Raw genomic sequence first — 25064 nt, 5'->3', positions numbered from 1 at the left:
AAAATGAAAATTAACATTACAAATATTTATGGCATGTCTGGCCAGAGTACGGCTCTTATTGCTCAAAATGAAACCGTTAAAATTGCAAGAAATTTAGACTTTCATGAACTTGGTTTCTATTTTTACAATATCTATAGTGATAGTCCAGGTGAATTGAACAGCCGGTTAGACGGAGTTTTGGCTAAACTAGGTTATGGCGATGTAGTTGTCTATCAATCTCCAACATGGAATGGCAGAGAATATGATCAAGCTTTTATTAAGAAATGTAAGATTTTAAATACTAAACTTATTACGTTTATCCATGATGTTCCTCCAATTATGTTTCCATCTAATTACTATTTGATGCCTGAGTATATTGAGATGTACAATCAATCTGATTTGGTTATTGTTCCATCAGAGCAGATGAAAGAAAGGTTAATTCAAGAAGGGTTAACTGTTAAAAAAATCATTATTCAAGGTATGTGGGACCATGTTCATAATTATCCTTTAAAACAGCCTCAATGTGAAAAAAAATTATTTTTTGCAGGTAGTGTTGAACGATTTGAACATTTAATTAACTGGAACTATCCAACCCTACTTGAAATCTTTTCAGAATCAAACCAAGAAAGTAACAGTAAGAATATTTCATTTAGAGGATGGAAAACAGACCCAGAATTATTGTTCGCCTTATCAGAAGGTGGTTTTGGATTAGTATGGGGAACAAGTGAAGATCCTGCTGATGAGGCGGATTATTATCATCTGAATATCTCACATAAGGTGAGTACCTATCTAGCTGCAGGAATTCCAGTAGTAGTACCTTCTTATCTATCTAATGCTAGCTATATTAAAGAAAAAGGTCTTGGTTATGTCGTAGATAACTTGGAAGAAGCTAGCCGTCTTGTAGCGGAAACATCTGCACCAGATTACCAAGATATGGTGGATAATGTATCCAAGGTCAGCTATGCCTTGAAAGAAGGATATTTTACCAAAAAATTATTGATTGATGCAGTTATGCAGGTTTTGGATGTGTAGATCTTTTTGATAAATCTTATATGTTAGGCGACAGGGTATAACAACTGAATCTAACTGATAAAATGTTTACGCATTTAAATTTACATAATCATTGATTTGATAAATAGGAGAAAAACTTGAAGAAGAAAATATCATCAGTCGTTGTAAAACGTGTTTTATGGACGATTTGCTTTTTATTTATTTATGTTTTGGGTAGCCGATTAAGTTTACCTTTCGTAAATGTAAATGATAGAAAATTTTTAGGTGGAAGTGCCGCTTTCTTGGCATTCTCCACAGCTATAACAGGTGGAAATCTTCGGAGTCTCTCGCTATTTTCAGTTGGCTTGTCCCCATGGATGTCTTCTATGATTTTATGGCAGATGTTTAGTATGTCTAAAAGGTTAGGTTTGAGTAATTTACCGATAGAAGTCCAAGACCGTAGAAAGATGATTTTGACTTTTGTCATCGGATTAATACAGGCATTAGCAATTACCTTGAATCTACCACTTCAATCTGATGTAAACTATATCTTGGCTTTGGTCATGAATATTCTGATTTTGGTTTCGGGAACCTTTTTCCTAGTTTGGCTTTCAGATTTGAACTCTCTATTTGGAGTAGGGGGCTCTTTAGTCATCTTGATGTCCAGCATGGTAGCTAGTATGCCTCAAAATATCATAGATAGCATAGAAGATTTACATATTAGTTATTCCTTTATATTACTATTGTTGCTCTTTTCCCTCCTTTTTTTGTATATTGCTGTCGTGGTTCAAAGAGCACGCTATCGTATCTTAGTGAACAAGATTATGATTCACAATCGCTTTAAGCGTTATTCATATTTTGATATTCTTCTGAATCCAGCTGGTGGTATGCCGTTTATGTATGCAATGTCTTTGGTTTCCATTCCTCAGTATTTTCTGATGCTACTCCAAGTTCTTTTCCCAAGTGTTGTTTGGATAAGTGACTGGATAAAGTATTTTTCAATCGGTCAGCCCATTTGGGTTTATACCTACCTTGTCGTTTTATTTGTGCTAGGTATTGCCTTTGCCTTTGTAAATATGAATGGTGAAGAGATTTCTGACAAAATGATGAAATCAGGCGAATATATCTATAACGTATATCCGGGAGAGTCAACAAGCAAGTATATCAATAAATTGATTTTTCGCTTTGCACTAATTGGTTCTACTTATATCATTCTGATGGCTGGTTTACCAATGCTGATAGTGTTATATGATATGCGTTATATGCAATTGAGTATGCTACCGGGGCTCTTTTTAATTTTCAATGGGATGGTATTTAATATTAGAGAAGAGATTCAGGCTTTGACATTGAATGATAATTATAGTCCGCTCTTGAAAAGTAATTCAAAGTTGTAAGGAGATTACATGTATTATTTCATCCCTTTTTTGGAAAGTAACAATCAATCATGGAAGGCTACGATTGTGCCCTGGTATAGCACACCATATCGTTTGGAATTTGATGATGTCCTACATCAAATTCGTATTTTTAAACGTCAAGATATAGCGTCGAAGATGTTGTGGTTGACCTACCATCCGCACTTGCGTTATCTCTTGCATCGTCAAGACTTATTGGAAACAGATGTTTTTTCTGTATTTGATGCAATTCAGGATATTGAAAAAGAGGAAATGTATCCTTTACAATTGAAAGATTTAGCATGGGATGAAGATTGTGATTTTATCTATACTCCCTTTTTGGTTGTTGTAAAGCAAAAGGGCTGTCTTTATGCTCATATTGAATATGGCTCTGAAGGATTTATCAGTTATATAACATATTTCAAGAATGAGCAAGTCGATTTCATTTGTTATTTTGATGATCGTGGATTTTTATCTAGTATTGAAGAATATCAGGAAGAAAGGCCCGTTAATCGTTATTATTACAATGCAAAAGGTCAGTGGCAGATAAAAGAAAGTCTAGAGGGAGCAACACCAGCTGTGGAAGTCAATCCAGAGGCTGCTCATCGTTTTGAGAAACAATCGTATGAAAATATAGACCAAGTTATTTGGGAATTCTTAAATAAATTCTTAAATAAAGATTACCATATAGGGGACTCGTTTGTTTTAGCAGCTCAAACTCAGTTTGAAAATCAGTTACTAAATCACCTACCCAAAGAAGCACCCAAAATACTGAGCTTTTTCATTGAACGAAATAGAGAAGATGATATCTACGAGCATTATCAAGCAATTGATCAGTCTAGACTTGTAATCAGTGACAGAATGGATTTTTTGGAGCGAGTGAAGCAAACTTATCCTCAATTTGCTTATAAAATGCATCATCTACCTTCATTTGATACGCGATTAAAATTAGGGGTCAGTCAACGTTTAAAAGAATCAAAAATTTATGTTCAGATAGACTTGCAAATTCAGCAAAATCTAGAAGGCTTGTATCAAATATTAGATTTCGTAGCCAAGAATCCATTGACTGAAGTTGTCTTCTCGGTTTTTAATGCTGAAGGATATCAAATTGAAGAACTACAGCAGCAAATTATTTCTTTGATTTCAGAACGTTTCATCCCTCAAGCCTTTCTAAAGGACTATGTAGTAACAGGGGCTGAAAATAGATTGGAAGAAAATACGACGGAAGATTATCGTTTTCAAATCATCAATTTAAATGATGAGATGGGTTTGATTAGGGAGTTGGAGTACACTCGATTGATTGTTGATTTAAATCCAGTTCCTAGTATTTATACTCAGATTGCGGGTATAAGTGCTGGAATCCCTCAAATTAATATAGCAGAATCAGAGTATGTAAGTCATTTACAAAATGGTTATATTTTGTCTGATTTATCAGAATTTAGTAAAGCAGGACACTATTATTTAGATACCTTGGATAACTGGAATCGTGCACTGATTTATTCGATTGATAAGATCAAGCAAAATACAGGTAATCAATTTGTAGCAAAATGGGAAAAATGGTTAGAGGAGGCACAGGGTGAGCAATAAATTACAGATTTTGCAAATAGGTACTCAGAACTGGAGCCATTATTATGAAATTCCTGAAAATATGGAATGGCATTTCTTCTATCCAGGATCATCCATTGCTATAAAGAAGGTTATGAAAATGGGAGGTTTGAAAACTTTTTCAGGTGTTGTGATTGAAGACGCAGCCCATCTTTCAGACTTGCTTCCTTTACTAAAAAATCTGACTCCTTATACTATTTTTTATTCAGATACAGTTTGTCCCCAATCTCGACTTGTTCAAGATTTTTTAAAAAAGACCTGTGCTCAAAAGACGGATTTCTCAAATCCTCAAGAATTACTGCGCCTCTTATCGAAAGCTTTATTTAGAGGGCAGTATGGAGACAAATTATCACCCATTGATATGGTGGTGAATCCTGCCTTTACAGGGAGAGTTCGTTACAATGGGTATGAAAATCTAGAACTGCTAGGGAAATATGGTGAAGATTTTCGTCCTTTAATTAGTTGGAAATATAATATTCGAGCAAGTGAGTTCAATCCGATTGAATTATGGTTAGAATTTGAGAATGATTGGACTTGCGAAATTCGTCTAGTTGTTCGAAATATTCAAGATGGGTCGACATCAGATTTTGTGAAAGAACGTATTTTTACGGTTGAAGATATGAAATCAGCCATTGTCCTAGATGATGATTTTTCATCTTTTATCAGTGTTTCTTTGGAAGCTAAAGGAGCAGGATTTTTAAAAATTGGAGCACTTCATCAACGCTTGACTCGTTATCAATTTGGTAAGTTTGTTTTGGGAGGAGGTATTATCCATAATGAAAAAAGGGAGGAAATCAATTATTTCTTCTATCCAGGTGATTTTAAGCCCCCTCTAAATATCTACTTTTCTGGTTATCGTCGAGCAGAGGGATTTGAAGGCTTCGGTTTGATGAGATCATTTGGAGCTCCGTTTATTCTTTTTCAGGATCCTCGAATAGATGGAGGAGCTTTTTACCTAGGTGATGAGAGTCTTGAACTCGGGATTCGTAATATTATTCAAGAGTATCTTGATTTATTAGGATTTACTAACAAGGAATTGATTCTTTCAGGTATATCGATGGGAACCTTTGGATCTATGTATTATAGTTCTTTCTTTGAGCCTAGAGCTGTGATTGTTTCAAAACCCTTGACAAATCTTGGTTTGATAGCAGAGAGGGGGAGGCTAGAGGCTCCAGGTATTTTCCCAACGGCTTTTGACATCTTAAGACACCATTCCAAAGGAAATGCTGATTTAGCTGCTATGAGAGCCCTGGATGAACGCTTTTGGATACCGTTTAAAAAGGCAGATTTTAGTCAAACGATCTTTGGTCTCTCTTATATGAAAGAGGAAGATTACGATCCACGCGCTTATGATGAGCTAGTCGAAGCACTCTATGATACGGGTGCCCGTATTATGGCTAAGGGTACATCGGGCCGACATAATGATGATAATGATACCACTATAAGTTGGTTCACTAATTTTTATAAGATGATCTTGGAGCAGGATTTTGGGAGAAAATTTTAATGGTTATCAAACGAAATAAAGATATCTATTGGGGAGAATTAAAAGGTTCTAGTTTAGGGAATCTAAGGGAAAATAGTTTTCTATACGGCTCAATTGTGATTTATCACTCACGTGATCATGTTTATTTTGAAAACAAAATGGTTAATTCTGGAACCATGATACATGAGTGGGTTTCAAGCTTTAACTTTCAGGGAAACCGTTTAACTCCGACTTTACCTCTCTTAAAGAAAGGATATCGATACCGTTTAACCAGTAGGATGACAGTACAGCCTCAAAACGGCTTATATTTTAAATTGATTTTTCTGGATCGATATGATAAGCAGGTTGCACAAGTAATAGAAAAAAAGTTTGATTTTACTTTTACTTATCCTGAAGAGGCATACCACTATAAAGTTCAACTTTTAAGCGCTGGCTTCCAATCGGTTGACTTTTATTCATTTTCAATAGAAGAGGATTATTCTAATCAAGATGTGGAATAATAATAGACAATTGAGCAAGGTTAAAAAAATCTTGCATCAAATTAATCGAAAAAAGGAAGAAATGGCCTTGCTAACAGATAGCGAATTGGCAGGGAAAACTCTAGAGTTTAAGGAGAGATTGAATTCCGGGGAAACTCTAGATGATATTTTAGTCGAGGCCTATGCTGTTGTTCGAGAAGCCGATAAACGAGTATTGGGTAAGTTTCCTTATGATGTTCAGGTAATGGGAGGTATTGTTATTCATCAAGGCAATGTAGCTGAGATGAATACGGGTGAGGGTAAGACCCTGACCGCAACATTACCAGTTTATTTAAACGCCTTATCTGGTGATGGGGTGATGGTGGTTACTACTAATGACTACCTTGCGAAACGAGATGCAGAGGAAATGGGTCAAGTGTATGAATTTTTAGGTTTGACCATTCGTGTTCCCTTTTCGGAAGATGATGAAGAATTAACTCCAGCGGATAAACAGGAAATATACAGTGCAGATATTGTCTACACTACCAATAGTGGTTTAGGATTTGATTATTTGATTGATAATCTGGCTTCTAGTGCAGATACGAAATATATGCCGGAATTTAATTTTGTCATTATAGACGAAGTAGATTCGGTTCTATTAGATAGTGCCCAGACCCCACTTGTCATTTCAGGTGCACCAAGAGTACAGTCGAATCTCTATGGTATCGTAGATACCTTAGTTACGACTCTAGTGGAGGGTGAAGATTATATTTTTAAGGAAGAAAAGAAGGAAGTTTGGCTCACAAATAAAGGAGCTAGAACAGCAGAGGCTTTTTTAGGCATTCGTCATCTGTATGCTGAAGAAAATGGAGTTCTTGCACGCCACTTAACTTTTGCTCTACGCGCTCATACTTTATTTAAGAGAGATAAGGACTATATTATTCGTAAGGGTGAGAAAGATGAAGAACTGGTTTTAGTGGATCAAAGTACAGGCCGTTTATTAGAAATGACAAAGCTTCAGGGAGGTTTGCATCAGGCTATTGAAGCAAAGGAGCAGGTTCCTCTATCTGAAGAAACGAGGGCAATGGCTTCTATAACATATCAAAGTTTATTTAAGAAATTTAAAAAGATTTCTGGTATGACTGGTACAGGAAAAGTTGCAGAGAAGGAATTTTTAGAAACCTATGGTATGTCAGTTGTGAAAATTCCAACTAACCGAAAGAACCAGCGAATTGATTATCCAGATAATCTCTATGTTACATTACCTGAAAAAGTTTATGCATCGCTTAATGAGATTAAGTATTACCATGAAAAAGGAAATCCTTTATTAATTTTTGTGGGTTCAGTTGAGATGTCGGAACTTTATTCTTCCCTCTTATTGAGAGAAGGAATTGCTCATAATGTTTTGAACGCTCATAATGTAGCGCGTGAGGCGCAGATGATTGCTGAATCGGGGCGTATGGGGGCTGTGACAGTTGCGACTTCAATGGCTGGTCGAGGCACAGATATTAAACTTGGACCTGGAGTTGCGGAGCTTGGTGGCTTGGTGGTTATTGGTACGGAACGTATGGAAAGTAAGCGAATTGACTTACAGATTCGAGGGCGTTCTGGCCGCCAAGGTGATCCAGGTTTATCAAAATTTTTTGTATCCTTAGAGGATGAAGTTATTAAGAAGTTTGGTCCTTCTTGGGTACATAAGATGTACAAGGATTATAAGGTCAATCAGCAAATCACACCTGATGTGTTAAGAGGGAGACGCTATCGTAATCTGGTAGAAAAAGCTCAAGAAGCCAGTGATAGTGCTGCGAGAACAGCAAGAAGACAAACCTTGGAATATGCGGAGAGTATGAATATTCAACGTGAGATGATCTACAGTGAGAGAAATCGATTAATTGATGGAACAGTAGACTTGGGTGGTTTTGTAACAGATGTGTTAGATGAGTTTATTCAAAATAGCTTAGAGGAAGAACAATTTGAGAGTCGAGAAGATTTGAATCACTTTATTGTTAAAAATATTAGTTTTCTCTTTTCTGCAATTCCTCTAGAATTTGATATAAAGGATAAGAAGGCCATTAAACATGTTCTAGAAGCTACAATACAAAAAAGTTTAGACGCAAAGCGCACGTTTTTGGAAACACATGATCTCTTTCTCCATTTTCAACGCTTAGCTTTGCTAAAGGCTATTGATGATAACTGGGTGGAGCAAGTAGACTATCTTCAACAATTGACCTTTGCTATTGGTGGACAATCTGCTGCTCAAAAAAATCCTATTATTGAGTATTATCAAGAAGCTTATCAAGGTTTTGAAGAAATGAAAAAGCAAGTTAAAAGGGATATGGTGCGCAATCTCTTAATTAGTCGAGTAGACATTTCTCCAAAAGGTGAAATTGTGACTCATTTTCCATAAGAGGAGAAAATATGACAATTTACAATATAAATTTAGGAATTGGTTGGGCCAGTAGCGGTGTAGAATATGCTCAAGCCTATCGTGCCGGTATTTTTCGAAGTTTGAATTTACCCTCTAAATTTATCTTTACAGATATGATTCTAGCTGATAATATTCAGCATCTGACAGCCAATATAGGTTTTGATGATGAGCAAGTGATTTGGCTTTATAATCATTTTACAGATATCAAGATTGCACCGACTAGTGTGACAGTGGCAGATGTATTAGGTACTTTTGACGGTGTTGAAAGTCATCGAGAAAAGAATGGCAAGATTTTGCGTATCTTCTTTTCTGACCAAGATAAGTTTGTCACCTGTTATTTGGTGGATGAGAACAAGGACTTGGTCCAACATGCTGAGTATGTCTTTAAAGGGAACCTGATTCGTAAGGATTACTTTTCTTATACGCGTTATTGTAGCGAATACTTTGCTCCCAAGGACAATGTTGCAGTCCTATACCAAAGAACCTTCTACAATGAAGACGGGACTCCAGCCTATGATATCTTGATGAATCAAGGGAAAGAAGAAGTTTATCGTTTCAAGGATAAGATTTTCTATGGTAAGCCAGCTTTCATGCGAGCCTTTATGAAATCCTTGAATTTGAACAAGTCTGATTTGGTCATTCTTGATAGAGAGACAGGCATTGGACAGGTTGTTTTTGAGGAAGCACAAGCAGCGTATTTAGCGGTAGTTGTTCATGCGGAGCATTATAGTGAAAATGCTACAAATGAGGATTACATCCTCTGGAACAACTATTATGATTATCAGTTTACCAATGCGGATAAGGTTGACTTCTTTATCGTATCAACTGATAGACAAAAGGAAGTGTTGCAAGAGCAATTTGCCAAATACACCCAGCACCAACCAAAGGTTATTACCATTCCTGTAGGAAGTATTGATTCCTTGACCGAGTCAAGTCAAGGACGTAAGCCTTTTTCATTGATTACTGCTTCACGTCTGGCCAAAGAAAAACACATCGACTGGTTGGTCAAGGCAGTCATTGAGGCTCGTAAGGAAATTCCTGAATTAACCTTTGATATCTATGGTAGCGGTGGAGAGGATTCTCTTCTTCGAGATATTATTGCAACTCATCAGGCTGAGGATTATATCCAACTAAAGGGACATGCAGAACTTTCGCAGATTTATAGCCAGTATGAGGTCTACTTGACGGCATCTACCAGCGAAGGATTTGGTCTGACCCTGATGGAAGCAATTGCTTCAGGCCTCCCTCTTATCGGTTTTGATGTGCCTTATGGCAATCAGACTTTTATAGAGGATGGGAAAAATGGTTATTTGATTCCAAGTTCATCTGACCATGTGGAAGATCAAATCAAGCAAGCTTATGCGACTAAGATTTGTCAATTGTATCAAGAACATCGTTTGGAGGCTATGCGTACCCATTCTTACCAGATTGCAGAAGGCTTCTTAACCGAAGAAATTTTAGAAAAGTGGAAGAAAACAGTAGAGGAGGTGCTCCATGATTGAACTTTATGATCGTTATAGTCAGGAAAGTCGAGATTTACATGAAAGTCTAGTCGCTACTGGTCTTTCTCAACTTGGAGTGGTCATCTATGCAGATGGTTTTCTGCCTGATGGTCTGGTTTCTCCTTTTACCTATTATCTAGGCTATGAAAAGGGAAAACCTCTCTATTTCAACCAAGTCCCTGTTCCAGCTTTTTGGGAAATTTCAGGCAATAATCAGTCTGCTCGTATTGAAGATATGACGCAGGAGAGAGCTCTTATTCATTATGCTGATGGAATGCAGGCTCGCTTGGTAAAACAGGTAGATTGGAAAGACCTGGAAGGTAGAGTCCGTCAGGTTGACCATTACAATCGCTTCGGAGCTTGCTTTGCTACAACAACCTTTAGCGCAGATAGCGAGCCAATTATGACAGTTTACCAAAATGGCAATGGTCAGGAAGTTTTACTTGAAAACCATGTGACGGGTGATATATTATTGACCTTACCTGGTCAGTCCATGCGTTACTTTGCAAATAAGGTTGAATTTATCACCTTCTTTTTGCAAGATTTGGAAATCGATACCAGTCAGCTTATTTTTAATACTCTAGCGACACCTTTCTTAGTTTCCTTCCATCATCCAGATAAGTCTGGATCAGATGTTTTGGTTTGGCAGGAACCTCTCTATGACACCATTCCAGGCAATATGCAGTTGATTTTGGAAAGCGCTGATGTGCGTACTAAGAAGATTATCATTCCAAACAAAGCGACTTATGAGCGTGCTTTAGAGTTGACCGATGAGAAATACCATGATCAGTTTGTGCACTTGGGTTACCATTATCAGTTTAAACGGGATAATTTCCTAAGACGAGACGCCTTAATCTTGACTAATTCAGATCAGATTGAGCAAGTGGAAGCAATCGTAGAAGCCTTGCCTGATGTCACTTTCCGCATCGCGGCGGTAACAGAGATGTCTTCTAAGCTCTTAGACATGCTTCGCTATCCTAATGTGGTCCTTTACCAGAATGCTAGTCCACAGAAGATTCAGGAGCTGTATCAACTGTCGGATATTTATTTAGATATCAATCACAGCAATGAGTTGTTGCAGGCGGTGCGTCAGGCCTTTGAGCACAATCTCTTGATTCTTGGATTTAACCAAACGGTACACAATAGACTCTATATCGCTCCGGCTCATCTATTTGAAAGTAGTGAGGTTGCTGCTTTGGTTGAGACCATTAAATTGGCTCTTTCAGATGTTGATCAAATGCGTCAGGCACTTGGCAAACAAGGCCAACATGCCAACTATGTTGACTTGGTACGATATCAGGAAACCATGCAAACTGTTTTAGGAGGCTAACATGTCAGACGAAGACTTATTTTACAAAGACGTTGAAGGTCGCATGGAAGAGTTGAAACAAAAACCTATCAAAAAGGAAAAAGAAACCCGAGGGGAAAAGATTAGTAAAACTTTTTCACTCATCTTGGGTTTAATGATTCTGGTTGGTTTACTCTTTACTTTGCTAGGGATTTTGAGGTAGGCCTATGACTGATATTCTGATTGTTTTAGCTATTGTCCTCTCTCTTGCTTTGATTGTATTGGTGACCATACAACCCCGTCAAAATCAACTATTTTCCATGGATGCGACCAGTAATATTGGTAAACCAAGCTACTGGCAGAGCAATACCTTGGTCAAGGTTCTTACTTTATTGGTGAGTTTGGCCTTATTCGTTTTACTATTAACCTTTATGGTAATAACTTACAAATAAAAGAAAACTTCAGATATTCACCTTTTGTGATTGGTCTGAAGTTTTATTTTTTACACTCAATGAAAATCAAAGAGCAAATTAGGAAGTTAGCCGAAGGCTGCTCAAAACACCGTTTTGAGGTTGTGGATAGAACTGACGAAGTCAGTAACATATATACGGCAAGGTGAAGCTGACGTAGTTTGAAGAGATTTTCGAAGAGTATTACTGTCCATATTTTTGGTAAAAATTAACTTTTACTTGGATGAAGGTTTTGGCTTCACGTAGGAGTTGTAGGAGCGTGGCACGGGTTTCAAATTCTTCTCTTGTCTTGGGCAAACTGCGATTACGGAAGACTTCCAGATAACGTTCAATTTCATCTAGCAAATCAGAAGCAGGATTGGTCTGGCTTAGTTGACCTGCAATTTTTGAAAAGAGTTGGGCTAAAATCAGGCTTTCACTGGCAGCTAGGTGACAGGTGTTGATTTGCTGGGCCATGTTTCGCAGGATGCGACTTTGTCGCTGTCTCATCTCAAAGTAGTGGATATGGTAATCAGTCTGGTGAAAGAGGTGGTCTGAGTGATCTAGATAGACCAGTCTGAGGGCGTCTTCCAAAAGGGTGTCCAATTCTTCAACCAACTGTGCTCGGTTGCGTCCATCCCCTCTGGATAAATAATATTTGAAGCGCTGAAGAATGTCTTTTAACTTTTCTTCTACCAATGTGTGGTAGTGATGAATTTCCTCTTCTCGTGAAGGCATGTAGAGATTGACAAGCAAGGCAAATCCTGTACCGATAGCAAAGAGAAGGAATTCATTGACTAGAAGATCTGGAGAGGTTGACTCTTGTACCAAGAGGTGGCTAACCAAAACGCTACTTGGTGTGATGCCAATTTCCCAGCCCATCTTGTAGGCTAGAGGAACGTATAGGGCCAAATAGAGGCCAAGGCTCCAGATATGAAATCCGCTCAAGTGAAAAGCCAGAACACCGATAGCCAGAGCTAGAAGCATAGAAAAAAGTCGATTGCGGGCCAGTTTTAAAGTACTTCTGCGGGTATCAGATAAGCTCAAAAGAGCGATAATTCCAGCTGAAACAGCTGAAGAAAGATTGAGAAAATAAGCAAGAAGACAGGCAAGGCAGGTGGCTAAGATGAGCTTGGTCGTACGTTGGCTAATAGACATAAGAATTTCCTAATAAGACTAGAATAAAAGCGGAAAAGACAAGACCTGAGCAGGCTTGTCTTTATGGATTATTTTTTACGGGCTGCTGCGTATTCGGCAACAGCAGTAAAGAGAACGTCTGTAGAAGAGTTGAGGGCTGTTTCACATGAGTCTTGGATGACCCCAATCACAAAACCAACTCCGACAACTTGCATGGCAATATCGTTAGAAATACCGAAAAGGCTACAAGCAACTGGGATAAGAAGGAGGGAACCTCCCGCAATACCAGAAGCACCACAGGCTGAAATAGCTGCTACTACACTGAGGACAAAGGCTGTTGCAAAGTCAACAGGGATTCCAAGAGTATTTACTGCAGCAAGGGTCAAAACGTTAATGGTAATAGCGGCCCCAGCCATGTTGATAGTAGAACCAAGTGGAATAGAAACAGAATAGGTATCTGGATCTAGTCCGAGGTCGTGGCAAAGTTTCATGTTGACAGGGATGTTAGCCGCAGAACTACGAGTGAAGAAGGCTGTCACACCGCTGACACGCAAACATTTCCAAACGAGGGGATAAGGATTTCTCTTCATAAAGAGAAAGGCAATCAATGGATTCACTACTAGGGCCACAAAGAACATGGTTGTCACCAAGAGGGCAAGTAAGATTCCGTAGTTGGCTAGACTGCCGATTCCCTTATCAGAGATAGTTTTGAAGACAAGACCAAGGATTCCAAATGGTGCTAGGTTGATGATCCATTCGACAATTTTAGAAGTCACATCAGCCATGGTTTTGAGCAATTCTTTACTATTTTTGCTGGCCTCTCTCATAGCGATCCCGAAAACAACTGCCCAAGATAGGATACCAATGTAGTTGGCTGTGACAAGGGCATTGACTGGATTGTCAACTAGTTTGAGCAAGAGGTTGCTGAGGACCTGACCAATCCCATCTGGTGGTGCGATTTCTGTATTGGCACTATTTAAGGTAATCTCAACAGGGACAATAAAGCTTGCTAGTACAGCGATAAGAGCAGCAGCAAAGGTACCTACCAAGTAAAGGAAGATAACAGTTTTCATATTGCTATCTTGTCCTTTTTGATGTTGGGAAAGGGCGTTAGCAACGAGGGCAAAGACTAGAATCGGTGCGATGGCTTTGAGGCCACCAACAAAGAGATCTCCGAGTAGACCAATTCCTGAAACAGCAGGAAGTGTCAGTCCTAGGGTTCCTCCAATAAGCATACCAATCAAAATCCGTTTGATTAGGCTTGCCTTATTCCAAGCATGAATGAATTTTTTCATAACAATCTCCTTTGTTGTGTAATGTTTATGATTATAGTATAAATATGAACTAAAATCAAGAATTTTCTGTCTATTTTGGCTATTATTTTTGAATATTTATGGAGATTCATCACTTGTGAAAGTATGGTATAATAAATGAAAGGAGTTTTCTATGCAAGAATTTTTTCAAACCTACCTCAATAAGCTTGATATAACAACGATTATTGAGAATATCTTAACCAAGTTAATTTCTCTGTTATTTCTATTTTTGCTATTCTACATAGCTAAGAAACTGCTTCATACTATGGTGCAGAGAATTGTTAAACCTTCTTTAAAAATGTCTCGTCATGATGTCGGGCGTCAGAAAACTATCTCACGTTTATTAGAGAATGTGTTTAATTATACCCTCTATTTCTTTTTACTTTACTGCATTTTGTCGATTTTGGGTTTGCCAGTTTCTAGTTTGCTGGCAGGTGCTGGGATTGCCGGGGTAGCTATTGGGATGGGAGCCCAAGGATTTCTGTCTGATGTCATCAATGGCTTTTTCATCCTCTTTGAACGTCAACTGGATGTGGGAGATGAGGTTGTTCTGACAAATGGGCCTATTACTGTATCGGGCAAGGTTGTCAGCGTTGGCATTCGAACAACACAACTCCGAGGAGAAGACCAGGTTCTACACTTCGTTCCTAATCGCAATATCACCGTCGTCAGCAATTTCTCTCGGACAGACCAGGCCTGAAATTTTAGCAGATTTATGGTACAATAGAAAGAGTTTGGTAAAGGAGAGAAGATGTTTTTAGAAAAACGGTTGGGCAATGGCTGTGCCTGGATTAACCTAGATTTGGACAAGTTGAAAAAACTAGAAGACCTTTCAGAAATCTACGGTTTGGACAAGGAAACCATTGAGTACGCACTGGATAGGAATGAGCGTGCCCACATGGATTATCACCGTGAAAATGGGACTGTGACCTTTATCTACAATGTCTTGAACTTGAAAAAGGATAAGGAATATTACGAAGCCTTTCCCATGACCTTTATCGTGGAACATCGTCGCCTGATTACTATTAGTAATACCAAGAACGCCTATGTCATCGAACAGATGACCCGTTATCTGGAGAGTCATGACACGCTTTCGATTTACAAGTTTCTCTTTGCCAGTCTGGAAATCATCAGCAATGCCTACTATCCTGTCATCGAGCAGATGGACAAGAGTAAGGATGAGGTCAATGGGCTCTTGCGGCAGCGGACGACTAAGAAAAACCTTTTTGCCCTTTCCGACTTGGAGACCGGTATGGTTTATCTTACTGCGGCTGCTAAGCAAAATCGCATGTTGCTAGAGCATATTCAAGGGCATGCCCTCTATCGCAGTTTTAACGAAATTGAGAGAGAGCAGTTTGATGATGCCATGATTGAGGCTCATCAGCTGGTATCCATGACAGACTTGATTTCTCAAGTCCTCCAACAACTATCAGCATCTTACAACAATATCCTAAACAATAATCTGAATGATAATTTGACAACCTTGACCATCATTTCAGTCTTGCTAGCGGTTTTGGCAGTCGTGACAGGCTTTTTCGGAATGAATGTTCCATTGCCATTAACAGATGAGCCCCATGCTTGGCTCTACATCAGCTTGGCTAGTGCAGGTTTGTGGATTATCCTGTCAGTATTACTAAGGAAAATTGCGAAAAAAAGTTAAGAAAAGGAGCCAAAATGGCGATTGAAAACTATATGCCAGATTTTGCTGTGGAAGCAGTCTATGATCTGACAGTCCCAAGCCTGCGGGCGCAAGGAATCAAGGCTGTTTTGGTCGATTTGGACAATACTCTCATTGCTTGGAACAACCCTGATGGGACACCAGAGATGAAGCAATGGCTACATGACCTCCGTGACGCGGGTATTCGCATCATTGTGGTCTCAAATAACACCAAAAAACGAGTTCAACGAGCAGTTGAAAAATTTGGGATTGATTACGTTTATTGGGCCTTGAAGCCCTTCACATTTGGGATTAACCGTGCCATGAAGGAATTCCACTATGAGAAAAGTGAAGTGGTCATGGTCGGCGACCAGCTTATGACAGATATACGAGCAGCCCACCGTGCAGGCATTCGCTCGATTTTAGTAAAACCCTTGGTTCAGCATGACTCAATCAAAACGCAGATTAACCGAGCTCGTGAGCGCCGTGTTATGCGAAAAATCACTGAAAAGTACGGACCGATTACATATAAAAAAGGAATTTAACTATGGAAGAAATTCTCTGTATTGGTTGTGGAGCAACCATTCAGACAACAGACAAGGCTGGTCTTGGTTTCACTCCCCAGTCGGCACTTGAAAAAGGCTTGGAGACTGGCGAAGTCTATTGCCAACGCTGTTTCCGTCTCCGCCACTACAATGAAATCACGGATGTCCAGTTGACGGACGATGATTTCCTCAAGCTCTTGCACGAGGTGGGAGACAGTGATGCCTTGGTGGTCAATGTTATTGATATCTTTGATTTTAATGGCTCTGTCATCCCAGGCTTGCCACGTTTCGTCTCGGGCAATGATGTCCTCTTGGTTGGAAATAAGAAAGATATCCTGCCCAAGTCAGTTAAACCGGGCAAGATTAGCCAGTGGCTCATGGAACGTGCCCACGAAGAAGGTCTTCGCCCTGTGGATGTCGTCCTGACTTCGGCTCAGAATAAGCATGCTATTAAGGAAGTCATTGACAAGATTGAACACTACCGTAATGGCCGCGATGTCTACGTAGTTGGGGTAACCAACGTTGGAAAGTCAACTCTTATCAACGCCATTATCCAAGAAATCACGGGTGACCAGAACGTTATCACGACTTCACGCTTTCCAGGGACAACCTTGGACAAGATTGAGATACCGCTTGATGACGGATCTTATATCTACGATACGCCAGGGATTATCCACCGCCACCAGATGGCCCACTACTTGACGGCCAAAAACCTCAAGTATGTCAGTCCTAAAAAGGAAATCAAACCCAAAACCTATCAGCTTAACCCTGAGCAAACCCTGTTTTTAGGTGGTCTTGGACGCTTTGACTTCATATCAGGAGAAAAGCAAGGATTTACTGCTTTCTTTGACAATGAACTCAAACTCCATCGTACCAAGCTAGAAGGTGCTAATGCATTTTATGATAAGCACCTTGGAACTCTTCTGACACCACCAAATAGCAAGGAAAAAGAAGATTTTCCAAAACTAGTCCAGCATGTATTTACCATCAAGGACAAGACTGACCTAGTCATCTCAGGACTAGGCTGGATCCGCGTAACAGGCAACGCCAAAGTCGCCGTCTGGGCACCAGAAGGCGTCGCCGTCGTCACACGAAAAGCAATCATTTAAAATAAAATCACTGAGCGAACAAAGTGAGCTCATACAGAGATAGTTATTGCCGTGGTGTGATTGCCAATCTTTTAGATTGGCAAGGGCACAATTGAGACCAAGGCTCAATTGTGAGGTCAGGAAATCCATTTTTCAAAGATGAGATCTTTGGAAAATTAGTTCCGACCGTCCCTCACCACCTAAAATAACTATCAAAAAACAAGGAAGAAAATTATGTCATTAACCTCAAAACAACGTGCCTTCCTCAACAGCCAGGCACACACCCTCAAACCCATCATCCAAATCGGAAAAAATGGTCTCAACGACCAAATCAAAACTAGCGTCCGTCAGGCTCTTGACGCCCGTGAATTGATTAAGGTTACTCTCTTACAAAACACAGATGAAAACATCCACGAAGTAGCTGAAATCTTGGAAGAAGAAATCGGTGTGGATACAGTCCAAAAAATCGGACGCATCTTGATTTTGTATAAACAATCCAGCAAGAAAGAAAATCGCAAGATTTCCAAGAAAGTCAAAGAAATCTAAAACCTACTCCAAACAACTGTTTTTACAGAGAAATAAAGGAGACTAGCCTATGGCAATCGAATTATTGACTCCCTTTACCAAGGTAGAGTTGGAGCCAGAAATCAAGGAGAAAAAACGCAAGCAAGTCGGGATTTTAGGGGGAAATTTTAACCCTGTTCACAATGCCCATCTGATCGTTGCGGACCAAGTACGCCAGCAGTTGGGACTGGACCAGGTTTTGCTCATGCCTGAATACCAACCTCCTCATGTTGATAAAAAGGAAACCATTCCTGAACACCATCGTCTCAAGATGCTTGAATTGGCGATTGAGGGGATTGAAGGTCTGGACATTGAAACTATTGAGTTGGAGCGCAAGGGGATTTCTTACACCTACGACACCATGAAAATCTTGACAGAGCAACATCCTGATACGGATTATTACTTCATTATCGGAGCTGATATGGTGGACTATCTGCCTAAGTGGTACCGAATTGATGAGCTGGTCGACATGGTTCAGTTTGTGGGGGTTCAACGTCCACGCTACAAGGCTGGGACTTCCTACCCAGTTATTTGGGTGGATGTGCCTCTCATGGATATCTCGTCCAGCATGTTGCGTGACTTCATTGCCCAAGGTCGGAAGCCAAACTTTCTCCTACCTCAGTCGGTGCTAGACTACATCGAGAAGGAGGGGCTTTACTGATGGCCTATCAAGACTATATCAACTGCTCCCGTGAGGCTTTGTTGGAAAAAATGGCAGAGCTTCTACCCGAAAAACGTTTAACCCATTGCTTGGGTGTGGAACGCGCAGCCATAGAACTGGCCCAGCGATTCGGTGTGGATACTGAGAAAGCAGGTCTTGCAGGGCTTCTTCATGATTATGCTAAAAAGTTGTCAGATCAGGAATTTCTGGACTTGATTGACCGTTACCAATTAGACCCTGACCTCAAAAACTGGGGCAATAATGTCTGGCATGGCATGGTTGGCATCTACAAGATTCAGGAAGATTTGAATTTGCATGATCCAGAAATTCTGCGAGCCATTGAAATCCACACAGTCGGAGCTGCTCAGATGACTGACTTAGAAAAAGTCATCTACGTTGCAGACTATATCGAGCACAATCGTGCCTTTCCAGGGGTGGATGTGGCGCGTGAGATTGCAAGTTTGTCACTTAATAAGGCAGTAGCTTATGAGACAGCTCGTACCGTGGAGCATCTAGCTCATCAGGGATTCCCCATCTATCCCCAAACCCTTGAAACCTATAACGCCTTTGTGCACTATTTGAAAGAGGACTAAATGAACGAAAAAGAATTACTAGAACTAGTCGTGAAAGCGGCTGATGAGAAACGTGCGGAGGATATTCTCGCACTTGACGTACAAGAATTGACCAGCGTGACGGACTACTTTGTCATCACTAGCTCGATGAATAGCCGTCAGTTGGACGCAATCGCTGACAATATCCGTGAAAAAGTAGCGGAAGCTGGCTTTAAAGGTAGCCATGTTGAAGGTGATGCAGCTGGTGGCTGGGTCCTACTAGACCTCGGTGCTGTCGTTGTGCATGTCTTTTCAGAAGAAATGCGTGCTCACTATAACTTAGAAAAGCTATGGCATGAGGCAAATTCAGTAGATATTTCAGAAGCTCTTGCTTAGAAGACGAACTCAGTTGCAGTCAACTGGGTTTCTTTGCTTATTTTAGAAAAAATTGATAGAAAGGTAAAGAGCGAGTGGTGTTTGCCATGGAGGCTCTTTGTATCATGATTATGGCAACTTATGAAACCTTTGCGGCTGTTTACGATGCTGTGATGGATGATAGTTTATACGATAAATGGACGGATTTTTCTCTGCGTCATTTGCCTAAGACAAAGGAGAGAAAGAAACTCTTGGAACTGGCTTGTGGGACAGGCATCCAGTCTGTTCGCTTTTCTCAAGCTGGCTTTGATGTGACTGGACTTGACTTGAGTGCGGATATGTTGAAGATTGCTGAGAAGAGAGCGGCTTCAGCCAAGCAAAAGATTGATTTTATTGAAGGCAATATGCTGGATTTATCCAAGGCTGGTAAATATGATTTTGTGACTTGTTACTCTGACTCAATCTGCTATATGCAGGATGAGGTGGAAGTAGGGGACGTCTTTAAGGAAGTGTATAATGTTCTTAATGAAGACGGAGTTTTCATCTTTGATGTCCATTCAACCTATCAGACAGATGAAGTTTTTCCAGGCTATTCATATCATGAAAATGCAGAAGATTTCGCTATGCTTTGGGACACCTATGAGGATGTAGCACCTCACTCCATCGTCCATGAGCTGACTTTCTTTATCAAGGAGGCGGACGGTTACTTTAGTCGCCACGATGAAGTGCATGAGGAGCGGACTTATGAGGTCTTGACCTATGATATCTTGCTGGAACAGGCTGGTTTCAAATCCTTCAAACTTTATGCGGACTTTGAGGACAAGGAGCCAACAGAAACCAGTGCCCGTTGGTTTTTTGTCGCGCAGAAGTAGGAGATTACTATGACCATCACAGGTATTATAGCGGAGTTCAATCCTTTTCATAATGGGCACAAATACTTGCTGGATCAAGCAGAGGGATTGAAAATCGTTGCCATGTCAGGGAATTTCATGCAGCGTGGAGAGCCTGCTATCGTAGACAAGTGGACTCGGGCCCAGATGGCGCTGGAAAATGGGGCAGACTTGGTAGTAGAATTGCCCTTTTTAGTCAGTGTTCAGGCGGCGGATTTCTTCGGCCAAGGAGCTGTGGATATCTTGGCTAGGTTGGGTATTGATAGCCTAGTTTTTGGGACAGAAGAAGTTCTGGATTACCAGAAAATCGCTGACTTATACACAGAGCAGGGTGCTGAGATGGAGCAATTTGTGGAAAATCTATCTGATTCCCTTTCCTATCCCCAGAAAACCCAGGCCATGTGGAAGGAATTTGCAGGCCTTGATTTTTCAGGCAATACGCCCAATCATGTCCTTGCTCTGGCCTATGCCAAGGCGGTTGCTGGGTACAACATCAAACTCCATTCGATTCAGCGTCGGGGGGCGGGTTACCATTCTGTGGATAAGGATGTGGACTTTGCCTCGGCGACAGCCCTCCGTCAACACCAGAGGGACAAAGATTTCTTAGAACGCTTTATGCCTTCTGTTGCCCTTTTTGAGCAGGACAGTAAGGTGAGCTGGGACGACTATTTTCCTTTGCTCCGCTATCAAATCTTGTCAAATCCAGACCTAACCACCATCTATCAGGTCAATCAAGAAATGGCTGTGCGCATCAAGAAAGCTATCAAGACGGCTCAGTCTGTTGACGAATTGGTTGAAGTGGTTGCCACTAAACGCTACACCAAGGCGCGTGTCAGACGCCTCTTGACCTATATCTTGGTACAGGCCAGAGAAAGTGACGTGCCAGAAGGGATTCATGTCCTTGGTTTTACCGAAAAAGGTAGACAACATCTCAAGTCTTTGAAAGGGCAGGTCAGTCTAGTCAGCAGAATTGGCAAAGAACCATGGGATGTCATGACTCAAAAGGCAGACCAGATTTACCAACTAGGAAATCCAAGTATAGCAGAGCAGAATTTTGGAAGAGTGCCGATTAGAATAGAAACAAACTAAGTCTACTGAAAGGTGGGCTTTTTGAGAATTTTTACGAATATATAGATAGAAAAGAAAATCTTGTACAAGTTCCTGACAATTTCTTTCTTTTCGTGTATAATAGTGGAAAAGAGGTAAAACGAGGTATGGCTATGGAAGCAGTTCTTTACTCAACATTCCGAAATCATTTAAAAGACTACATGAAAAAGGTAAATGATGAATTTGAGCCTTTGACGGTGGTCAATAAAAATCCAGACGAGGACATTGTAGTCCTTTCAAAGAGCGAGTGGGATAGTATTCAAGAAACCCTGAGAATCGCTCAAAATAAGGAACTTTCTGATAAGGTTTTGAGAGGAATGGCTCAAGTTCGTGCTGGAAGTACTCAAGTGCATGTTATTGAGGAGTGATGAATGCTACTCAAGTTTACAGAAGATGCGTGGGTAGATTATTGCTACTGGCAAACTCAGGACAAGAAAACGTTAAAAAGAATCAATAAACTAATCAAGGATATTCAACGCGATCCATTTACAGGAATTGGTAAACCAGAACCACTCAAGTATGACTATCAAGGAGCTTGGTCACGTCGTATCGACGCAGAAAATCGCTTGATTTATATGATGGATGGAGATAGCGTGGCTTTCTTGTCCTTTAAAGATCATTACTAAGTCTACTGAAAAGTAGGCTTTTTCTCAAATCTCTACTAAAACTAGGATTTCTAAGAAATAGAGATTGCGCTAATAAATTATAGGTAATTAAATTTCAATTTCCCCAAAACATATTCTATTTTAGGTTTGTGAAAATCACTTTTTTATGGTAGAATGTAAAAGAATGTATGTCATTCGGAATAACAATAAAATGAGGTAAAAACATGGAAATCATGTCGTTTGCGATTGCTGTTTTTGCCGTCATCATTGGTTTAGTCATTGGATATGTCAGCATCTCAGCCAAGATGAAATCATCTCAGGAAGCTGCGGAGTTGATGCTTTTAAATGCTGAACAAGAAGCAACTAATTTACGTGGACAAGCTGAGCGTGAAGCAGATTTACTTGTTAATGAAGCCAAGCGTGAAAGCAAGTCTCTTAAAAAAGAAGCACTATTGGAGGCCAAAGAAGAAGCCAGAAAATACCGTGAAGAAGTGGACGCTGAATTCAAATCAGAACGTCAAGAACTCAAACAAATCGAAAGTCGTTTGACCGAGAGAGCTACTAGCCTCGACCGTAAGGACGACAATTTGACGAGTAAAGAACAAACACTTGAACAAAAAGAACAAAGTATTTCTGATAGAGCGAAAAACCTTGATGCGCGTGAAGAGCAATTAGAGGAAGTCGAAAGACAAAAAGAAGCAGAACTAGAGCGTATTGGTGCCCTGTCTCAGGCAGAAGCACGAGATATTATCTTGGCACAGACAGAGGAAAACTTGACCAAGGAGATTGCCAGCCGTATTCGTGAAGCTGAGCAAGAGGTCAAGGAACGTTCTGATAAAATGGCCAAGGACATTCTGGTTCAAGCTATGCAACGTATTGCTGGTGAATATGTAGCGGAGTCAACAAACTCAACGGTTCATCTGCCAGACGATACTATGAAGGGACGTATTATTGGTCGTGAAGGTCGTAACATTCGTACCTTTGAAAGTTTGACAGGGGTCGATGTGATTATCGACGATACACCAGAAGTGGTGACCTTGTCAGGATTTGATCCGATTCGTCGTGAGATTGCTCGTATGACTATGGAAATGTTGCTCAAAGATGGTCGAATTCATCCGGCTCGTATCGAAGAGTTGGTTGAGAAAAACCGTCAGGAGATTGACAATAAGATCCGTGAATACGGTGAGGCAGCTGCCTATGAGATTGGTGCGCCAAACCTTCATCCAGATTTGATGAAGATTATGGGTCGCTTGCAGTTCCGTACTTCTTATGGACAAAATGTTTTGCGTCATTCGATTGAGGTTGCTAAGTTGGCTGGTATCATGGCGAGCGAGCTTGGTGAAAATGCGGCTCTTGCCCGTCGTGCTGGTTTCCTTCACGATATTGGGAAAGCCATTGACCGTGAGGTTGAAGGTAGCCACGTTGAAATCGGTATGGAATTGGCACGTAAGTACAAGGAACATCCAGTTGTGGTCAATACGATTGCTAGCCACCACGGCGATGTAGAACCTGAAACCGTCATTGCAGTGATTGTCGCTGCAGCAGATGCCTTGAGCGCAGCTCGGCCAGGTGCTCGTAGTGAGTCTCTTGAAAGCTACATCAAGCGTCTCCATGATTTGGAAGAAATTGCTAACGGCTTTGAAGGGGTACAAAATAGCTTTGCCCTTCAAGCAGGACGTGAAATCCGCATCATGGTCAATCCAGGACAAATCAAGGACGACAAAGTCACAATCTTGGCTCACAAAGTTCGTGAGAAAATTGAAAACAATCTCGATTACCCAGGAAATATCAAGGTAACCGTGATTCGTGAACTTCGTGCAGTAGATTATGCTAAATAAATAAGAAAGAGCAGTTGAAAAATTACTGCTTTTTTGTTACACTAGATAGAAAGACTGTAAAGGATAATTTGGCTTTTTGCCATTATTCTAGAGAAATGTTATTTCACAGACTGACTAAAAGGAGACACAATGGCAGACCGAGGCTTACTAATCGTTTTTTCTGGTCCTTCAGGGGTTGGAAAAGGAACGGTTAGAAGAGAGATTTTTGAGAGTTCTGAAAACCAATTTCAATACTCTGTATCGATGACGACACGCGCACAACGTCCTGGAGAAGTGGATGGTGTTGACTATTTCTTCCGTACTCGTGAAGAGTTTGAAGAGTTGATTCGTCAAGGACAGATGTTGGAATATGCAGAATATGTCGGCAACTACTATGGAACTCCTTTGACCTACGTCAATGAAACCTTGGACAAGGGAATCGATGTTTTCCTTGAAATTGAAGTTCAGGGTGCTCTTCAGGTCAAGAAAAAGGTTCCAGATGCTGTCTTTATCTTCCTGACACCACCAGATTTGGATGAATTACAAGATCGTTTGGTAGGACGTGGAACAGATAGTGCAGAAGTGATTGCCCAACGAATCGAAAAAGCCAAGGAAGAAATTGCTCTCATGCGTGAGTATGATTATGCGATTGTCAACGATCAGGTGCCCCTAGCTGCTGAGCGTGTCAAACGTGTCATCGAAGCAGAGCACTTCCGTGTGGATCGTGTCATTGGTCACTATCAGGAGATGTTACCAAAATCTCCAACTACCCGATAAAATTTAGAAAATAGGTACAAGCAAATGATGTTAAAACCCTCTATTGATACCTTGCTGGACAAGGTTCCTTCAAAATATTCACTTGTAATCTTGGAAGCAAAACGTGCCCACGAATTGGAAGCAGGTGCGCCAGCAACTCAAGGTTTCAAGTCTGAAAAATCAACTCTTCGCGCCTTAGAAGAAATCGAATCAGGAAACGTTACAATTCACCCAGATCCAGAAGGAAAACGTGAAGCAGTGCGTCGCCGTATCGAAGAAGAAAAACGCCGCAAAGAAGAAGAAGAAAAGAAAATCAAAGAGCAAATCGCTAAAGAAAAAGAAGATGGTGAAAAAATTTAAGGTTGGGGGGACTCAATCTTATTTTTTCTATTGCAAGAATTTGCTGACAAGAAGGAGGTGAGAAG

Annotated in this window: 27 protein-coding genes; 25 read left to right on the top strand and 2 right to left on the bottom strand. The window is 40.4% G+C overall.

Annotation, left to right across the window (positions count from 1 at the left end; translation table 11 throughout):
• Positions 1-3: 3 nt before the first annotated feature.
• The 10 genes from N8M66_RS03115 (at position 4) to asp5 (ending at position 11576) form a co-directional block, all read left to right on the top strand.
• A complete protein-coding gene (locus N8M66_RS03115; protein WP_261045584.1) occupies positions 4-1011 on the top strand; it encodes a sugar transferase in 1008 nt (335 codons plus the stop codon).
• Positions 1012-1127: 116 nt separating this feature from the next.
• On the top strand, positions 1128-2363 hold the full coding sequence (gene secY2 / locus N8M66_RS03110; RefSeq protein WP_261045582.1) for an accessory Sec system protein translocase subunit SecY2: 1236 nt from the start codon (positions 1128-1130) through the stop codon (positions 2361-2363).
• A 9-nt stretch (positions 2364-2372) separates the two neighbouring features.
• Positions 2373-3947: an accessory Sec system protein Asp1 gene (gene asp1, locus N8M66_RS03105; RefSeq protein ID WP_261045580.1), complete on the top strand. Its 1575-nt coding sequence runs from the start codon at positions 2373-2375 to the stop codon at positions 3945-3947.
• Positions 3937-5469 (top strand): accessory Sec system protein Asp2, encoded by a 1533-nt coding sequence (gene asp2, locus N8M66_RS03100; RefSeq protein ID WP_261045578.1) that lies wholly within the window; start codon positions 3937-3939, stop codon positions 5467-5469. Before asp1 ends, asp2 begins: the two co-directional genes overlap by 11 nt.
• Entirely contained in the window at positions 5469-5948 is a 480-nt protein-coding gene (asp3, locus tag N8M66_RS03095; RefSeq protein ID WP_261045576.1) for an accessory Sec system protein Asp3, read from the top strand. The genes asp2 and asp3 overlap by 1 nt, the downstream gene beginning before the upstream one ends.
• The gene (secA2, locus tag N8M66_RS03090; protein ID WP_261045574.1) at positions 5938-8313 is read left to right on the top strand and encodes an accessory Sec system translocase SecA2; all 2376 of its coding nucleotides are present in this window, start codon (positions 5938-5940) and stop codon (positions 8311-8313) included. Before asp3 ends, secA2 begins: the two co-directional genes overlap by 11 nt.
• An 11-nt stretch (positions 8314-8324) precedes the next feature.
• Positions 8325-9836: an accessory Sec system glycosyltransferase GtfA gene (gene gtfA / locus N8M66_RS03085; protein ID WP_261045571.1), complete on the top strand. Its 1512-nt coding sequence runs from the start codon at positions 8325-8327 to the stop codon at positions 9834-9836.
• Positions 9829-11166, top strand: coding sequence for an accessory Sec system glycosylation chaperone GtfB (gene gtfB / locus N8M66_RS03080; protein ID WP_261045569.1), 1338 nt, complete (start codon positions 9829-9831; stop codon positions 11164-11166). Before gtfA ends, gtfB begins: the two co-directional genes overlap by 8 nt.
• 1 nt (position 11167) lies before the next feature.
• Positions 11168-11347, top strand: a complete 180-nt coding sequence (gene asp4, locus N8M66_RS03075; RefSeq protein ID WP_070479809.1) for an accessory Sec system protein Asp4 — start codon at positions 11168-11170, stop codon at positions 11345-11347.
• Between the two features lie 4 nt (positions 11348-11351).
• Positions 11352-11576, top strand: coding sequence for an accessory Sec system protein Asp5 (gene asp5 / locus N8M66_RS03070; protein ID WP_033689239.1), 225 nt, complete (start codon positions 11352-11354; stop codon positions 11574-11576).
• A 201-nt stretch (positions 11577-11777) separates the two neighbouring features.
• Here asp5 and N8M66_RS03065 read toward each other — a convergent pair whose 3' ends face one another.
• Together N8M66_RS03065 and sstT are read right to left on the bottom strand one after the other, a co-directional pair.
• On the bottom strand, positions 11778-12731 hold the full coding sequence (locus N8M66_RS03065; RefSeq protein ID WP_261045567.1) for an aromatic acid exporter family protein: 954 nt from the start codon (positions 12729-12731) through the stop codon (positions 11778-11780).
• A gap of 68 nt (positions 12732-12799) precedes the next feature.
• The gene (gene sstT / locus N8M66_RS03060; protein ID WP_261045566.1) at positions 12800-14005 is read right to left on the bottom strand and encodes a serine/threonine transporter SstT; all 1206 of its coding nucleotides are present in this window, start codon (positions 14003-14005) and stop codon (positions 12800-12802) included.
• A gap of 151 nt (positions 14006-14156) precedes the next feature.
• Between sstT and N8M66_RS03055 the strand changes: the two genes are divergently transcribed.
• The 15 genes from N8M66_RS03055 (at position 14157) to rpoZ (ending at position 24999) form a co-directional block, all read left to right on the top strand.
• A complete protein-coding gene (locus N8M66_RS03055; RefSeq protein ID WP_070479806.1) occupies positions 14157-14723 on the top strand; it encodes a mechanosensitive ion channel family protein in 567 nt (188 codons plus the stop codon).
• A 51-nt stretch (positions 14724-14774) separates the two neighbouring features.
• Positions 14775-15683 carry a magnesium transporter CorA family protein gene (locus tag N8M66_RS03050; RefSeq protein ID WP_261045564.1) on the top strand — a complete coding sequence of 303 codons (909 nt, stop codon included), beginning with the start codon at positions 14775-14777 and terminating at the stop codon, positions 15681-15683.
• A gap of 14 nt (positions 15684-15697) precedes the next feature.
• Positions 15698-16225 carry a YqeG family HAD IIIA-type phosphatase gene (locus tag N8M66_RS03045; RefSeq protein WP_261045562.1) on the top strand — a complete coding sequence of 176 codons (528 nt, stop codon included), beginning with the start codon at positions 15698-15700 and terminating at the stop codon, positions 16223-16225.
• Between the two features lie 2 nt (positions 16226-16227).
• Positions 16228-17334: a ribosome biogenesis GTPase YqeH gene (gene yqeH / locus N8M66_RS03040; protein WP_261045561.1), complete on the top strand. Its 1107-nt coding sequence runs from the start codon at positions 16228-16230 to the stop codon at positions 17332-17334.
• A gap of 213 nt (positions 17335-17547) precedes the next feature.
• Entirely contained in the window at positions 17548-17859 is a 312-nt protein-coding gene (yhbY, locus tag N8M66_RS03035; RefSeq protein ID WP_000060171.1) for a ribosome assembly RNA-binding protein YhbY, read from the top strand.
• A gap of 49 nt (positions 17860-17908) precedes the next feature.
• Entirely contained in the window at positions 17909-18538 is a 630-nt protein-coding gene (locus tag N8M66_RS03030; protein WP_261045560.1) for a nicotinate-nucleotide adenylyltransferase, read from the top strand.
• On the top strand, positions 18538-19131 hold the full coding sequence (gene yqeK, locus N8M66_RS03025) for a bis(5'-nucleosyl)-tetraphosphatase (symmetrical) YqeK (RefSeq protein WP_261045558.1): 594 nt from the start codon (positions 18538-18540) through the stop codon (positions 19129-19131). Before N8M66_RS03030 ends, yqeK begins: the two co-directional genes overlap by 1 nt.
• Positions 19132-19485 (top strand): ribosome silencing factor, encoded by a 354-nt coding sequence (gene rsfS / locus N8M66_RS03020; protein WP_261045556.1) that lies wholly within the window; start codon positions 19132-19134, stop codon positions 19483-19485. It begins immediately after the preceding gene.
• A gap of 110 nt (positions 19486-19595) precedes the next feature.
• The gene (locus N8M66_RS03015) at positions 19596-20336 is read left to right on the top strand and encodes a class I SAM-dependent methyltransferase (protein WP_314725944.1); all 741 of its coding nucleotides are present in this window, start codon (positions 19596-19598) and stop codon (positions 20334-20336) included.
• 9 nt (positions 20337-20345) lie between these two features.
• Positions 20346-21443 (top strand): nucleotidyltransferase, encoded by a 1098-nt coding sequence (locus N8M66_RS03010; RefSeq protein WP_261045553.1) that lies wholly within the window; start codon positions 20346-20348, stop codon positions 21441-21443.
• A gap of 131 nt (positions 21444-21574) precedes the next feature.
• Positions 21575-21829 (top strand): type II toxin-antitoxin system Phd/YefM family antitoxin, encoded by a 255-nt coding sequence (locus N8M66_RS03005; protein ID WP_000388572.1) that lies wholly within the window; start codon positions 21575-21577, stop codon positions 21827-21829.
• 3 nt (positions 21830-21832) lie between these two features.
• Positions 21833-22087: a Txe/YoeB family addiction module toxin gene (locus N8M66_RS03000; protein WP_261045551.1), complete on the top strand. Its 255-nt coding sequence runs from the start codon at positions 21833-21835 to the stop codon at positions 22085-22087.
• 203 nt (positions 22088-22290) lie between these two features.
• Positions 22291-23904: a ribonuclease Y gene (locus N8M66_RS02995; protein ID WP_261045549.1), complete on the top strand. Its 1614-nt coding sequence runs from the start codon at positions 22291-22293 to the stop codon at positions 23902-23904.
• A gap of 129 nt (positions 23905-24033) precedes the next feature.
• Complete coding sequence (gene gmk / locus N8M66_RS02990) at positions 24034-24660, top strand: guanylate kinase (protein WP_000775041.1); 627 nt, start codon at positions 24034-24036, stop codon at positions 24658-24660.
• A 24-nt stretch (positions 24661-24684) separates the two neighbouring features.
• The gene (gene rpoZ, locus N8M66_RS02985; protein WP_000979235.1) at positions 24685-24999 is read left to right on the top strand and encodes a DNA-directed RNA polymerase subunit omega; all 315 of its coding nucleotides are present in this window, start codon (positions 24685-24687) and stop codon (positions 24997-24999) included.
• Positions 25000-25064: the final 65 nt, after the last annotated feature.

This window comes from Streptococcus mitis, assembly GCF_946188585.1.
Classification (GTDB): Bacteria; Bacillota; Bacilli; order Lactobacillales; family Streptococcaceae; genus Streptococcus; species Streptococcus mitis_DG.
This window is presented reverse-complemented; position numbering and strand designations above follow the sequence as displayed.